Origin of the sequence: Sphingomonas sp. JC676, assembly GCF_014489075.1 — a bacterium.
In the GTDB taxonomy this organism is placed as follows: Bacteria; Pseudomonadota; Alphaproteobacteria; order Sphingomonadales; family Sphingomonadaceae; genus Sphingomonas.
Genome location: NZ_JACTGR010000004.1, coordinates 512,165 through 526,163, shown reverse-complemented (window position 1 = coordinate 526,163; position 13,999 = coordinate 512,165). Strand labels below are relative to the sequence as shown.

Annotated in this window: 14 protein-coding genes; 8 read left to right on the top strand and 6 right to left on the bottom strand. The window is 64.1% G+C overall.

Translation table 11 applies throughout. The features are described from left to right. Positions 1-13 precede the first annotated feature (13 nt). On the bottom strand, positions 14-424 hold the full coding sequence (locus tag IAG41_RS16020) for an SET domain-containing protein (protein WP_187729641.1): 411 nt from the start codon (positions 422-424) through the stop codon (positions 14-16). A gap of 121 nt (positions 425-545) precedes the next feature. On the opposite strand from IAG41_RS16020, the gene IAG41_RS16015 reads away from it, so the two are divergent. Further along, on the top strand, positions 546-938 hold the full coding sequence (locus IAG41_RS16015) for an SET domain-containing protein-lysine N-methyltransferase (RefSeq protein WP_187729640.1): 393 nt from the start codon (positions 546-548) through the stop codon (positions 936-938). A 373-nt stretch (positions 939-1,311) separates the two neighbouring features. Here IAG41_RS16015 and IAG41_RS16010 read toward each other — a convergent pair whose 3' ends face one another. The 3 genes from IAG41_RS16010 to IAG41_RS16000 all read right to left on the bottom strand — a co-directional run bounded on the left by IAG41_RS16010 (position 1,312) and on the right by IAG41_RS16000 (position 3,549). Continuing rightward, positions 1,312-1,719 carry a hypothetical protein gene (locus tag IAG41_RS16010; protein WP_187729639.1) on the bottom strand — a complete coding sequence of 136 codons (408 nt, stop codon included), beginning with the start codon at positions 1,717-1,719 and terminating at the stop codon, positions 1,312-1,314. Beyond that, a complete protein-coding gene (locus tag IAG41_RS16005) occupies positions 1,716-2,201 on the bottom strand; it encodes a hypothetical protein (RefSeq protein ID WP_187729638.1) in 486 nt (161 codons plus the stop codon). Before IAG41_RS16005 ends, IAG41_RS16010 begins: the two co-directional genes overlap by 4 nt. Before the next feature lie 157 nt (positions 2,202-2,358). Then, positions 2,359-3,549, bottom strand: a complete 1,191-nt coding sequence (locus tag IAG41_RS16000) for an alpha/beta fold hydrolase (protein ID WP_187729637.1) — start codon at positions 3,547-3,549, stop codon at positions 2,359-2,361. 276 nt (positions 3,550-3,825) lie between these two features. Between IAG41_RS16000 and IAG41_RS15995 the strand changes: the two genes are divergently transcribed. The 4 genes from IAG41_RS15995 to IAG41_RS15980 are packed head-to-tail and all read left to right on the top strand — an operon-like array spanning position 3,826 to position 6,514. Further along, positions 3,826-4,353: a DUF4142 domain-containing protein gene (locus IAG41_RS15995; RefSeq protein WP_187729636.1), complete on the top strand. Its 528-nt coding sequence runs from the start codon at positions 3,826-3,828 to the stop codon at positions 4,351-4,353. Positions 4,354-4,366: 13 nt separating this feature from the next. Then, positions 4,367-5,515, top strand: a complete 1,149-nt coding sequence (locus tag IAG41_RS15990) for a zinc-dependent alcohol dehydrogenase (protein ID WP_187729635.1) — start codon at positions 4,367-4,369, stop codon at positions 5,513-5,515. Then, positions 5,505-6,056 carry a hypothetical protein gene (locus tag IAG41_RS15985; protein ID WP_222950726.1) on the top strand — a complete coding sequence of 184 codons (552 nt, stop codon included), beginning with the start codon at positions 5,505-5,507 and terminating at the stop codon, positions 6,054-6,056. Before IAG41_RS15990 ends, IAG41_RS15985 begins: the two co-directional genes overlap by 11 nt. Further along, positions 6,053-6,514, top strand: coding sequence for a DUF2231 domain-containing protein (locus IAG41_RS15980; RefSeq protein WP_187729634.1), 462 nt, complete (start codon positions 6,053-6,055; stop codon positions 6,512-6,514). The genes IAG41_RS15985 and IAG41_RS15980 overlap by 4 nt, the downstream gene beginning before the upstream one ends. A gap of 300 nt (positions 6,515-6,814) precedes the next feature. Here the strand turns inward: IAG41_RS15980 and IAG41_RS15975 are convergent, their stop codons facing one another. Continuing rightward, positions 6,815-7,096: a hypothetical protein gene (locus IAG41_RS15975; protein WP_187729633.1), complete on the bottom strand. Its 282-nt coding sequence runs from the start codon at positions 7,094-7,096 to the stop codon at positions 6,815-6,817. Positions 7,097-7,339: 243 nt separating this feature from the next. On the opposite strand from IAG41_RS15975, the gene IAG41_RS15970 reads away from it, so the two are divergent. Further along, positions 7,340-7,510 (top strand): hypothetical protein, encoded by a 171-nt coding sequence (locus tag IAG41_RS15970; RefSeq protein ID WP_187729632.1) that lies wholly within the window; start codon positions 7,340-7,342, stop codon positions 7,508-7,510. Positions 7,511-8,034: 524 nt separating this feature from the next. Here the strand turns inward: IAG41_RS15970 and IAG41_RS15965 are convergent. Next, a complete protein-coding gene (locus IAG41_RS15965; RefSeq protein ID WP_262408693.1) occupies positions 8,035-10,263 on the bottom strand; it encodes a sugar nucleotide-binding protein in 2,229 nt (742 codons plus the stop codon). Positions 10,264-10,506: 243 nt separating this feature from the next. Between IAG41_RS15965 and glf the strand changes: the two genes are divergently transcribed. Further along, on the top strand, positions 10,507-12,885 hold the full coding sequence (gene glf, locus IAG41_RS15960) for a UDP-galactopyranose mutase (RefSeq protein ID WP_262408692.1): 2,379 nt from the start codon (positions 10,507-10,509) through the stop codon (positions 12,883-12,885). A gap of 36 nt (positions 12,886-12,921) precedes the next feature. Then, positions 12,922-13,881 (top strand): manganese catalase family protein, encoded by a 960-nt coding sequence (locus IAG41_RS15955; protein WP_187729631.1) that lies wholly within the window; start codon positions 12,922-12,924, stop codon positions 13,879-13,881. Positions 13,882-13,999 lie beyond the last annotated feature (118 nt).

Here is a 13,999-nt window from a genome sequence, read left to right as displayed (position 1 = left end):
GCCAGCCCATGGCTCAGCCGGCGGCGGCAAAGCGTGGTTCGCTGGCACGGAAGGTATCGCAGATGGTAGCATAGTCGGACGTCAGTTCCGTGCCCGGGGCAAGATCCTGCGCCGCGACATCTTCACCAAAGGCGATGCCATATGAGGTCGTGTTCGGGGTGGCGGAATGGTTGAAATGGCGGCCATTGTCTCCGCACAGAACCCAGAGCCCCGCCGCTTCATTCCAGGTCGAGTAGGTCCGCAGGAAGCGCGCCGTTCGTTCGGGCAGCGATGCGATTTCCTCCTCGCAATACACCCGGTCGATCCGGGAGTCGAAGCGCCAGATCAGGTCGCCGCGCTGCACCGGCTCGAGAAGGAATACGCCGATCCCATGGATGTCGCTGAGCCTCAGCTCTGTCTCTATCATCATCATATCGAGCAACATTACGCCTTGAGCAGGGCGAACGTTCCGCGCGATCCTTGCGCTGATTCTGAAAGTGCGCGAATGAAGATCGTGCAAAATCTCAAACAGTTAGCAGATTGGCCGATCGCCTGCCGATTCCGCGATGCCTGATCGCCCCCACGATCTGGTCTGGGCTCGGCTGGGCGCCTCCTCCCGGCACGGCGTGGGTGTCTTCGCAATCATGTTCATCCCGAAGGGGACCGACATATTTGCAAATGACCAGCAGGAAATGGTCTGGATCGAAGCGGACGCGCTCGACACGCTTCCCGCGGAATCAGAGCAGAAGCGCCTCTACCAGGATTTCGCGGTCAGGCGCGGAACGCTGCTGGGCTGCCCCATCAATTTCAACCTCCTCACCGTTGGCTGGTACCTGAACGAGCCCGATCCCGGCGAAGAGGCGAATGTCGCGGTCGGGGATGGGCTGGCGATGACCGCGGTGCGAGACATTGCGGCGGGTGAAGAGCTCACCATCCGATATTCGACCTTCAGCGGCTGAGGGCGCTGGCCCTACCGGAGAGACAGGGCTGGTCGCCACCGCGCGCATCTATTTGCACGACCGAGACCAGCAAGGATCGGCGCAGGCGCACTATCCAGCCGCACGATAGGCTTCCATCGCTGCGATGGTTGGAGATTTGAGCTGCGCGCGCTGGCATGCGAATGGCCGCAGCTGGGCCGCTGACCGCGGGTTCGCATCTCGGATCGAAGGTAAGCTGCGGTTCGCTAGGCCAATCGAAGAACAGCAGCAGCGATCTCGCTCGACCTACCACACGGCGGGACTTGGCGCCCCGACGGCCTACGGGATGCCCGTGCGGCCATGGTCCGCGCACCGGCCCGCTGCGATGCAGCGGCCGGTGCGCGGTCCCTCGTAGCTACTCCTTGCCGCCATCAGCATCGGCGTTCGATACCACCGCCTGGATGACCGCGCCGCCGACGCCGACCAGCGCCGACTGCGCGAGCGTCTCCACCTGGGCGCGGCCCGCGGCCACGACCGTGTCTGCCGCGTCCCGGGCGGCATCGCCCAGCTTGTCCGCGACTTCGCCCATCACTTCGCTCTCGCGTCTGCCCGCCGGCAGCAGCAGCGCGAGCCCCGCGCTCAGCGCGGCTACCCCTAACGCCGCTGCCAGCGGGTTGGCGCCAACTTGACCGACCGCGCGATCCAGCCGCGTCCGCCTTGCCATCGCGGGCACATTGGCATTTGGGGCTTGCTTGCGCCGACCGGGAGTGCCGCCCTTGCGCGCGACGCGATCAGTCGCGCCCGTGACCTGGCCTTTGCTCATGCTGCGGCCTCTGTCTTGGCATCGACCCGATATACCTGAGTTTGGTCCGTCCTGTGATGCAAACTGGCTTTGGCGATGCGACCGGCAAGAAACCCGACCACGGAAGCGGCGCCGATCGCGACCCCCGGGTGACGGGCGATCACGGACCGTGTGCCGTCGACCATATCGCCAACGCTTTGGCGCCGCAGGCTGCCGGCGATAGTCTCGATACCGTCGGCGCCGCGATGAACCGCGCCACCGACAACCCCGCCGAATTCGGCGTCGGCAGATTCGGCGAAGCTGCGCACCACCTCGACCACGGCATCCAGCTTCTGGACCGCCACGGCCTTGCGCTCCTCGGCGAGATCGGCGGCCTTCGCCAGCCCCTGCTCCGCTAGCCTGGAGGTCTGGCCCTTTAGCTGATCGGCAAGCCGAGCCGCTGCGCCGCGGCGCTGGCGAGGCTCTCCTGTGGAACGTTCGGTGTCGGTTGTACTCGAAGCCATCTGGCCCCTCCATGTGATGCGTGGGAAGCAGAACCGCTCCCCCTCGCCTGCAGTTCCGTACTAAATCGCTGATCTTTGCGACCTTTCGGCGCTGGGCCGAACGGCACATCGGGCCTGCTCGATCCGTTCAAGGCGCGAGGACATTCCGACCTCGCCGCTACTGCACCCGCGCCGCTGTCGTTGAACCGCCCCGCGTGCCGCCAGCCGCCGGAGCGCCAGTCATGATGGCGGCCCATCCTTCTTCCCTGCTTAGGGCGCCGTTGTACAATTCCGCGCGCTCGACCGGCCCCATATGATTGGCGCCCTCGACGATCATCACCTTCGCCATACCGGCGCGGCGGCCGATTTCCTCGCTCGCCTCCGCCTTTGTGACGATGTCCACGGCACCCCCGATCACAAGCGCCGATGCACCCAGCTGGCTGGCGCCCGTCCCTGCGTCCCACCGCATCATCGCCAGGTCGCCCCGGGCGACCACGGCCGGCCAGGCGCGCGTGAGGAGCAGCGCCACATGGTCCAGTTGGCTGCGAGTCACATATCGTCCAAACCCGAAGCGAGCGCCCAAATGCGTCGCGCCGCTCAGATAGCTCTGCCACCCGATGAGCCATGCAAGGGGCGCCAGCCGGATCTGGAGCCACATCATGGGCACGATCAACGGCTTTCGCATTGCCTGGAGCAGACGGCTCAGCACCATTGTCCTGAGCGGATCGGTATAAGTCGTGTTGAGTAGCGCGGTCCCCGCCACCTTCTGGCGGAACCACTCGGGATCGTCCCGGGCAAGGGTCTGTATGATCATACCGCCGATACTATGGCCGACCAGGATAGGGCGCTGGTCCCCGACCTGGGAGGCGACCGCCTTCAGATCGCGCGCGAAAGCGCTCAGGCATATGTCGGCCTTCCCGCGCGTGGACAGGCCCAGCCCCGGCAGATCCCAGACGATCACCCGGAACTTCGCTGCCAGGTCCCGCTTGGCATAGTGCCAGATGGTGCTGTCCATCGACCAGCCATGGGTCAGGATCAGCGGCGGGGCATAAGGCGAGCCATGTTCCTCGATATACAAGGTCGCCCCCGTCTCGCTTATGATCGTGCGGCCGCTGCTACGCGCTGGACGCATCGGATCGGAGTCGGGCCTGGCCAGAAGAAGCCCTACGGGAAGGCGGCCGAGAAAGGACCAGAAAAGCAGTCCTCCGCCGACCCAAAGCTCCCAGGCATCGCGGTGCAGGCGCGAGACGCCGTCCGCATCCATTTGCACCTCTCCGCGGTACCAGCTCCACAACAGCCAGGCCCCAACGATGAGCAAGGCCAGCGAAATAACGGCAAAGAATGTACGGATTAGGGAGATGATCGGCATTCGGGCGCTCCAAGGGACAGCCTAAACCGCTCGCTGCTGATGGCGTTCCCTTAAATAAACGCCAGCCATGCCTTGATCGGTGAATTTTTCTTCCTAACCCAAGTTAATATGCAATATTTCCGGGAGGCGCTGACTTTAGGTATTTTGCGACGGGGTAACGCTTTCGAGTCCAGCAAGTCACTATGGACACTTAACTTAGAGGAAAAAGACTAACCTATGTAAGTCGGAACTATAATATTCGAGCAATGTTGATCTGCATGTTCACAGGAGGATTGCATGAGGTCAATGGTCTGGAGCGCCGCGTTCGCGGCAATGGGGCTCGCGGCGGGCACGGCCGGCGGGCAGCAGGCAGCGCCCGCTCCATCGAACCGGGTGACGCCCGATGCATTAGGGTTTGTCGCCGTGGCCGGCGCTAGCGACCTCTACGAAATCCAGTCGTCGCAGCTCGCGCAGCAAAAGGCAGGCGCCGATTCCGTGCGCCAGTTCGCCGCCATGATGATCGAGCATCATATGATGACGACTAAGGAGGTTACCAAGGCAGCACGGGCCGCCGGCCTGACTCCCCCGCCGCCCGTGCTCGAGCCGCGTCAGCAGGCGATGATCGACGAGCTGCGCGGCCTCGATGGCGAGGCGTTCGACGCGGCCTATGTCCGTCAACAACGCATGGCGCATGATGAGGCCCTCGCGCTTCACACGGGCTATGCCAAGGACGGCGACAAGGCGCCGCTCCGGGCGGCTGCCGCCAAGGCGGTGCCGATCGTTCGACGCCATATCGAGCGGCTCCGCTCGCTCTCCTCTGGCTGATCGCGGGGGGCGCATGCTGGCGATGGACTATCGCGGACCCTATCGCGTCCGCCTTTCGGAAAAACCGGTGCCCAGTATCGAGCACCCGCGCGATGCGATCGTTCGGGTAACGCGTTCTTGCATCTGCGGATCGGACCTGCATCTCTATCATGGCATGGTCCCCGACACGCGCGTCGGCACCACTTTCGGCCATGAGTTCTGCGGCATCGTCGAGGAGGTCGGACCGGAGGTCGAGAACCTCAAGCCCGGGGACCATGTGCTGGTTCCCTTCAACATCGCCTGCGGTCATTGCCATTTCTGCAAGCAGGGGCTGTTCGGCAATTGCCATGAGTCCAATCCGCAGGCGACAGCGGTGGGCGGGATCTTCGGCTATTCGCATACGGCCGGTGGCTATGACGGCGGGCAAGCGGAATATGTTCGCGTGCCCTATGCCGATATCGGCCCGACGATCATCCCCGATTGGATGGACCCGGACGACGCCGTGCTGCTGACCGACGTCGTCCCCACCGGCTATCAAGCAGCCGAAATGGGCGGCATCCAGAAGGGGGACACGGTTGCGATATTCGGTGCCGGCCCGGTCGGCATCATGGCCGCGCGCTGCGCGTGGCTGTTCGGTGCCGGGCGCGTGATCCTGTTCGACATGCACGACTATCGACTGGAATTCGCCAGGAAGTTCGCGCCGGCCGAGGTCTATAATTTCAAGCAGCTCGATGATGTCGTCTTGTTCATGAAGAAGACTACCGATGGCCTGGGCGCGGATGTGGTGATCGACGCCGTCGGCGGCGACGCCAGGGGAAATTTCCTGCAATGGTTGCTCGGCAGCAAGCTCAAGCTCGAGGCCGGCGCCGCGACCGCGCTCCATTGGGCGATCAATTCGGTCAAGAAGGGCGGTGTCGTGTCTGTGGTCGGCGTCTATGGGCCGACGGGCAACATGGTTCCGATCGGTAATGTCGTGAACAAGGGCATCACCATCCGGGCGAACCAGGCGTCGGTGAAGCGGCTGCTGCCGCGCCTCATCGAGCATGTCCGTGCCGGTCATATCAATCCAAAGGCGCTGATCACGCATCGGGTCCCGCTTGCCGACATCGCCGATGCCTATCATGTCTTTGCGAACAAGCTGGACGGCTGCATCAAGCCGGTGCTGGTGACCAATGCCAGCTGAGCAAAAACCCGCCGCCAAGCTGCCCGCCAAGACGGACAGCCCGGGCCTTGTGGACACATTAAGGATCGTCGGCTGGGGCGTCGATGCAGACAGCAGCAACGATCCGACCTATCCGATGCGTGACCAGTCGCGCGACCAAGGCCTCACACGCAAATGGGACCGCCCGCCCATCCAGGATCCCGGGGTGGAGATTCTTCAATCGATCGAGCATATCCGCCAGCCTGCCGTGGTCGGTACGTCGGTGCCGCCCAGCGGGCTTAGCGGAATGTTGCGGCGCCTCGCCTTCCGGTGGAGCGAATCCAACTGGCTGCACTGGCTGCTGCTGCTTGGGGCCGACCGGGTGAATGTCCTCGAAGGCGTGGTCGACGACCTGGCCCACGCGCGCATTCCCAACATTCCGGCGGAGATGGGCATGCGCTCCGAGCTGCAGTTCAACAAGAAAGGTTTGGCCAAGAAGGCGGCGATGACGGCCGGCATCGCAGTGCTTGCCATCGGACTAGTCGCGGCGCGGCGGCGGCGGGGCCGCCTGGTGGACGAGTGACCGAGCAGACGCCTCGCAGCATCGCCAGCATTGCCGGACGGCCGATCCACCCGATGACGGTGGCCCTGCCAATCGCCCTTTTCGTCGCGACCTTTTCCTGCGACGGGCTCTTCTACCTGCTTCATGATCCGATCCTAGCGACCGCTGCATATTATGCGCTGGCAGCAGGCATCCTGCTCGGCGTGCTGGCGGCGCTGTTCGGCTTCATCGACTATTATGGCAGCCGCGAGATCAGGAACCTGAAGGCGGCGAACATCCACCTGATCGGCAACGTCTTTATCCTCGTGCTCTCGGCCTTCAATCTTATGCTGCGCTACGGCGCGGTAAACGGCCTTCCGCTGGCATGCTTCATCCTCTCGGCGATCGTGTTCGTTGGGATCCATGTCACCGGCTGGATGGGGTGGACAATGGTGTACCGTCATGGCGTCGGCGTGACGGCCGGCAAGGCCGGCGAGTGATCAAGGCAGGCCCTTTCGCCGAGCGCTCGACGAAAGGGCTACTCAAGACCCGTCCAAATTCGCAATCCAGAATTACCCATCGATTTTGAAGCCCAGAGCCCGCCACCCTGGCGTCATCGGCCTCATGCGCGAGTTCGACGGGAGACCGTGACGCGACTGAATCCGCGGGGACAAGTTCGGCGTCTATCTCGTGAGCGACGGCAGCAACACGCCGTACCGCGTTCGATATCGTGTTTGGCAAGGCCGGCCGCTTGGCACGCCGCTTGAAGAAGGGCGGCAGGAGTTCGCCGCCCCTGGCTTCTACCGGGGGGTACCGCGACGTAAGGAGTTCGCGACGGCCCACAAGAGCACTAATACGGCGATCGCGCCGAATATCGCGGCCAATAGCACGACGAGGTCCAGGTCGCCGGGATGCGCAGGCTCATGGCCGATGGCGTCGGCCAGAACATATCCACCGAACAGCGCGCCGAGGATAGCGATCTTCACATAGCCAAAGAAAACGGGTCGTCGGTCGACTTGCCCGATCGCGGCAGCGACAGCGCCGAGTACAGCGCCGATTGCGAACAGCAGCAAGAATAGCATTCAGGCCACCTCCTCAGCATAGGAGTGCACGTAACCGCCTGAGCCCGTCGCCGTTCCGCGAGTCATGGTCGAAAACAGCTCTTATTCACATAGGTTTAGCTCTTTTTCCGCAGCGCCGAGGTGGCATCGGATTTCTTGCAAACCTATGTGAATCGGGTGGCCGCAGCCCGGAACTTTTGCGTGCGGCACCCCTTTGTTTGTGACCGCCCGACACCGGCGGCAACGCAAGCTTGAGGTGAGGCAATGGAAGGAATTTGGGGGTTCGTGATCATTGGCGGGCCGATCATCTTCGCCGTGGGGCTGCTCTGGGCTCTCACGCACAATCGCGGCTCGCGCCGCGAAATCGAACGTACCGAGCAGGCCACCCGCGAGATGTATAAGGAACAGGGTCGCGAAGACGCGGCTCGCGAATAGGCCATTGTCCAATGGGCCGTTCGCCGACGACAGGGCAATGAGTGGATGGAGGCCGGCGAAGTCGGGGTGCCGCTCGATGGCGTCTTGGGGCGCACATCGTACCGGACAACCCCGCGAGGCTGTTCGGTAAGCTAGGCATGTTCGGCTCCGCTCACGAACCGCGATTGCTCGACCCACGCTTGGAAATCGGCCCGGGCCATTTCGCGCAACACCGACGAATTCCAGAGCGTGCCGCGGCGAAACTGCACGGGCCTGACGACGATAATCAAGCAAGGCCCGGGAGCGTCGGCATTGGACGATGCAAGGATTATCGATGCCGCACCTTCCCCCTCGCCCTGACGCTGCCAATGCCTCCTACGCTCGCCTCTCCCGCTCCTTGCACTGGCTTGCCTTAGTCAAAGTATTTCTGGGCAGGGCTATGCGCGGCGGTGTCCAGCAGGCTGGCCACTGCCTCCGCGAGAGTGCTGTTCCGGCTTGTCGCAGCAACGCTCGCTCTGGGGAAAGGTTAGCGGGTTCGTGTTTCATCAGGCTCCAGATGCCATGCCGACCGGTCGTGTAGCTGCCATGCCCCGCAAATTGAGATGCGATAGCGTGGAGGTTCGCAGATGCTCGGCGAACTGCTCGATCGCGGCCTCGAATCCGGGCAGCACCAGGCCCCGGTTGCTCCCCAGCGCGGCATAAGCAGGGCGCTCGCCAATCCATCCCAGCGCTTCGCCGGGCGCGGTGTCGACAAGGTCCGCGCGCAGTCCGCAACGACGGGCAATCTCCATCGCGAATGCGTGCCAAGACAAGGCCGTGCCACCTGCGACATGCCACAGGCCGGTCGCTCCATCGATCAGCAGGTCAAGCACGGCGTCGCACAGATGCGGCACATAGGTAGGCGAGACGATGTGCTGGTCGGACGCACCGAACCGGTCCCCTGCGAGCAGGCACGCCGCCAGCTGCATCGCGAAGTTGTGCGGATCGTCCGGCGAAAAGAAAGCCGCGGTGCGGATGACGAGATGCGCACCGTCGAGTTCGAGCAGGCGCTGATCGGCAAGCGCCTTGCTTGCGCCGTAGACGCCGAGCGGAGCGACTTCGTCCGCTTCGACATAAGGCGACCGTTTGGCACCGTCGAACACCAGGTCGCTCGAGAAGCTCACCGTGGGGATGCCGCGCTCGGCGCAGAGCCGGGCCAGGTCCAGCGCGCCCTGGACATTGACCCGCGCGCAGCCCTGCGCGTCCGTCTCGGCATCGTCGACCCGGACCCATCCGGCGGCGTTGATCACCGCCCAGGGCCGATGCGTCTCGAGCGCGACGGCGACGCTTCGCGGATCGGTCAGGTCGAGCGCCTCGCGCGCAAGCAGGACATGGGCGATGCCGCGGTGGACACAGGCGCGTGCGAAGGCACGGCCCAGCGTCCCCGACGCACCACAGATGAGCAGCGGCACCTGCGCCTTGGCGCGCCAGTCGACGGCGCCGACATTATCCGCCAACGGTGCCGGGCGCGGCACCGGGGGATAGAGCAAGCGGATCGGCCGGCGCCACCAGCCGGCGCCGCGCGCGACCGGATGTTGTGCGTCGGGGCGGTCGATCATCGCCAGCATGCCGGCAAGCGCGGTCGGCTCCGGCGCGCCGCCGCGCGTGTCGAAAGCCCCGGGCTCATATTTGCCCGGCGCGGTGAGCAGAGTGTCCCAGCCATGGCTGCCGAGCAGCGCCCAGCTGGTCACGGCGCGGATATCGAGCCCCTCGGCCCGCAGCTCGCGCGCAATCCGCCAGGCTTCGCCCATCCAGCGCATCTGCTCCTCGCGTGAGCAGCCATTATGGACCTCGGTAACCGCCAGTGGGATATGATAGCGATCCCAGGCTTCGCGCAGCACGCCGCGCAGACCGGGGGGCGCCGGGTCGAGGACGCGGATCGCCTCGATATCGGCGTAGCGCTGCTCCGCATTACCGCCGAGCGCATGCGCCGGATAGCGGCGGAGGCGATGGTCGAGAAAGCGGTCGCTGGTCAGGTAATGGTTCACGCCGATCAGGTCCGGCGGACAGGAATCGTCGGCGATCGCCGCCAGCCGCGCGCCGAAGCCATAACCCACGAGGCGGTTCCACATGGGATGCTCGGGAACGACACGTCCGCACAGCAGATCCCAGCTCATCCAGCGCCGGATATTGTCGAATCCGGCCTGGTGACGCAGCGGGACCGTTGCCCAGCTCCGGCCGAGATCCTCGGTCTGGATCAGCCGCGCCGCCGGATTGACGGCCCGGATCGCGCGCATCGACAGGCGGATGCCGTCGACCTGATTGAGCAGCGCCTGCCAGAAGCTGCGCTCGTCGCGTGCGTGCGGGTACCAGTGGCCATAGAGCGCCGAGAAGCGTGCCGTGGTCAGCGGCTCGTTGACCGGGGTCCAATCCTCGACCCAGTCGTACCGCCCGGCAGCCGCCCCGGCGAAGCGGGCCAATTGCTCGGGGAAGCGGTCGTCGAGCAGGCTGGTATAGCTGGGCCCGCTGCCATGATGGACGAGCCCGGCGATAGGGCGAATCCCGAGCGCGCGCAGGCGCGCCAGCCGCGCATCGGTCCATCGCCAGTCGAGCACGCCCGGATCGTCCGGAGCGATCCGCTCCCAAAGCACCGGATAACGCAACGCCTTGACCCCCAGCGCCGCGAAGCGCTCGAGATCGTCGTCGCGTTCGTCGTGGCCGCTCAGCTGCGACTGGTCGGTGAAGGCGTCGGCGACGCGATTGACCGTGCACTCATGGCCGCCCCAGAGCTCCAACGACAGGTCCGATACTTGACCACGACAAGTTGACGTAAATAATAGCCTTCGATGTTACTTTAGTTCTGCAAGTACACCTGCATGCCGATATATTAGACTAATCCAAATCAATACGTAATCTAGGTTATGATTTTAGATTATTCGATGCGCTACAAGCATTTACGGGAACGAACACTCGGCGAGTCAGTTCATCCCTTGAGTGACTTTCTTTTGATCGCTCGCCTCCAGTTCTAAGGAATCAGCATGGTCCGCCTGACGGGCTTCGGCTTTGCGCCGGAGATTGATGACGCGCGCGCCGCCGATGGCGAGGGGCAGACAGTGCTGTGCTTCAGCCATCTGCGCTGGGCCTTCGTGTTCCAGCGGCCACAGCATTTGATGAGCCGCTTCGCCCGGGCCAGCGACGTGCTGTTCTGGGAAGAGCCGCTGTATTTGGACGCCGGTACGAGCCCCCGACTGGACATGGCGCGCGATCCGGAAACGAACGTGGTCGTTGCAACGCCCTATCTGCCGCGCGGCGAGTCCCCCGCAGGCGAGCAGGCCATGTTGAAGCGCCTGTTGGACGCACACATGGCCAGCGTGAAGGAGCCTGTGACCCGCTGGTACTACACCCCGATGATGCTGCCCTTCTCCGAGCATGTCGACGCGCATTGCGTCGTCTATGACTGCATGGACGAGCTGGCCAATTTCAAGGATGCGCCGGCCGAGCTGTTGCCGCTCGAAGCACGCCTGCTTGCGCAGGCCGATCTGGTCTTCACCGGCGGCTACAGTCTCTACGAGGCCAAGCGCGGCCGCCATGGCAATATCCATCCCTTCCCGTCGAGCGTCGATGTCGCCCATTTCGCGGCGGCCCGGGGGCAAATCGAGGACCCCGCCGACCAGGCAGGTCTGCCCGGCCCCCGTTTCGGATTCTATGGCGTGGTCGACGAGCGCATGGACCTCGAACTGCTGGCGCATCTCGCCGACGCCAGGCCGGATTGGTCGGTGGTCATCGTGGGACCGGTCGTGAAGATCGATTCCGCGGACCTGCCGCAGCGGCCCAACCTCCATTATCTCGGCGGCAAGACCTATGGTGAATTGCCCGCCTATCTGAGCGGGTGGGACGTTGCGCTGATGCCGTTCGCGATCAACGAATCGACGCGCTTCATCAGCCCGACCAAGACCCCCGAATATCTTGCGGCGGGGCGCCCTGTGGTTTCGACGCCCATCACCGATGTGATCCGCCACTATGGCAAGGTCGAGGGTGTCTCGATCGCCGGCACGCCCGACGCCTTTGTCGAAGCGTGCAATGCGGCGCTGGCAGTGGCGCAGGGCCCGGATACTTGGCGGACCGACGCCGACGCTCTGCTGGCGCGGATGTCGTGGGACGAGACCTTCCAGCACATGGCCGAGCTGGTCGCCGGGGCGGTGCGCGCCAATGCGCAAACACACCCGATCGTCTCTCCGACGAGCTGGCCTGCGGAACGCGCCAAGCGCTACGACGTGATGGTCGTCGGCGCAGGCTTTGCCGGTGCGGTAATGGCCGAGCGGCTCGCCCGGGATGGCGGCAAGCGCGTATTGGTCGTCGACCGCCGACCGCATATCGCCGGCAACGCCTTCGACCGGCTCGACGATTCCGGCGTGCTGATCCACCAATATGGCCCGCACATCTTCCACACCAATTCGAGCGATATCGTCGACTATCTGTCGCGGTTCACCCAGTGGCGGCCGTACGAGCACCGGGTCCTTGCCGATATCGACGGTCTGCGCGTGCCGATGCCGATCAACCGTACCACGCTCAATCTGCTTTACGATCTCGAACTGGCAAGCGACGCCGAGGCGGAGGCATTTCTCCAAAGCAAGGCCGAACCGGTCGAGCCGATTGTGACCTCGGCCGATGTGGTAATCTCCAAGGTCGGGCGAGAACTCTACGAGACCTTCTTCCAAGGCTATACCCGCAAGCAATGGGGCATGGACCCCTCGGAGCTCGACAAGTCGGTGACCGCGCGCGTTCCGACCCGCATATCCAAGGACGACCGCTATTTCACCGACAGCTTCCAGGCGATGCCGCTGGAGGGATATACGCGGATGTTCGAGCGCATGCTCGATCACCCCAATATCGACCTGCTGCTCGGCGTGGATTTCGACGAAGCCCGCGTCGCCTACCCGCACGACCATCTCGTCTTCACCGGCCCGATCGACGAATATTTCGGGCATCGCTACGGCAAGCTGCCCTATCGCTCGCTGCAATTTCGTCATGAGACGGTGGACTGCGAGAAGTTCCAGGACGTGGCGGTGGTCAACTTCCCGTCCGAGCACGTGCCCCATACCCGGATCACCGAGTATAAGCATCTGACCGGCCAGCGGTGTGCGAAGACCAGCTTGACCTATGAGATCCCGAGCGATGCCGGCGATCCTTATTATCCGATCCCGCGTCCCGAGAACCAGGCGCTGTTCAAGCGCTACGAGGCGCTTGCGCTGGCTCAGCGCGACGTGACCTTTGTCGGGCGCCTCGCGACCTACCGCTACTACAATATGGATCAGGTAGTCGGCCAGGCGCTTGCCACCTATCGCCGCATGTCGGCGGCCTGGGCCGAGCCCGCTTATGCCGAGCCCACGCCTTCACGGGCCGCACGCGCCGGCTGATCCCCAAACAGCCATTACTTTCAGAGGAGCGTACCCATGTTCATGCACAATAAACGCCTGCAATATACCGTCCGCGTGGCAGAACCGAACCCTCAGCTCGCGCTGATGATGCTCGAGCAGTTCGGTGGCGCCGATGGCGAGCTCGCCGCGGCGATGCGCTACTTCACCCAAGGCATCGGCGAGGAGGATGCAGGCCGCAAGGACATGCTGCTCGACATTGCTACCGAGGAGCTGAGCCATCTCGAAGTGATCGGGTCCATCGTTGCCATGCTCAACAAGGGCGTGAAGGCGCAGTTGTCCGAAGGGCAGATGGAGGAGGTCGAACTCTACCATATGATCGGCTCGAGCGGGAACAGCGCCAAACAGGCATTGCTGTTCGGCGGTGGGCCTTCGCTCACCGACTCTGCCGGCGTTCCCTGGACCGCCGCCTATGTCGACTCGCGGGGCGAGCCGACGGCCGATCTGCGCTCGAACATCGCCGCCGAAAGCCGCGCCAAGGTCGTCTACGAGCGGCTGATCAACATCACCGACGACGCCGGCATCAAGGAGGCGCTCGGCTTCCTGATGACGCGCGAGATCGCGCACCAGAAGTCCTTCGAAAAGGCGCTCTACGCGATCGAGGACAATTTCCCGTCGGGCAAGCTTCCCGGAATTGCGCCCTTCACCAACATGTACGTCAACACCTCGCAGGGCGATGGCGACATGGAAGGGCCGTGGAATTCCGGCGAGCAATGGGACCGTATCGATGACGTGCTCAAGGCGATCCCGATGGACGGGGGGGACGGACTTGCAACCGTAGAGATGAAAAAGGAGGACCTCGCCGTCATGACCCAGCTCGCCGCGCGGACCATTTCGGATCCGACGGCCAACCGCACCACCGGTGCCGAACTGGGTGCAGGTCCTGGCGCCGGCCGCATCACCGACGAGGATCTGGGGTCCGCGAAGGATGTGACCGAAGCGTCAGCGATGGCCGCCGCCAAGACCCCCGAGGCGTAACGGCCCGGCGGCGACCCACCCCCCGGGTCGCCGCCGACTTATTCGATTCGCCGGCCCAAATCGTCCAGTTGCGCGTCGCCCCCAGCGATGGGACCCGGTGACCCGCGCGACAAACAAT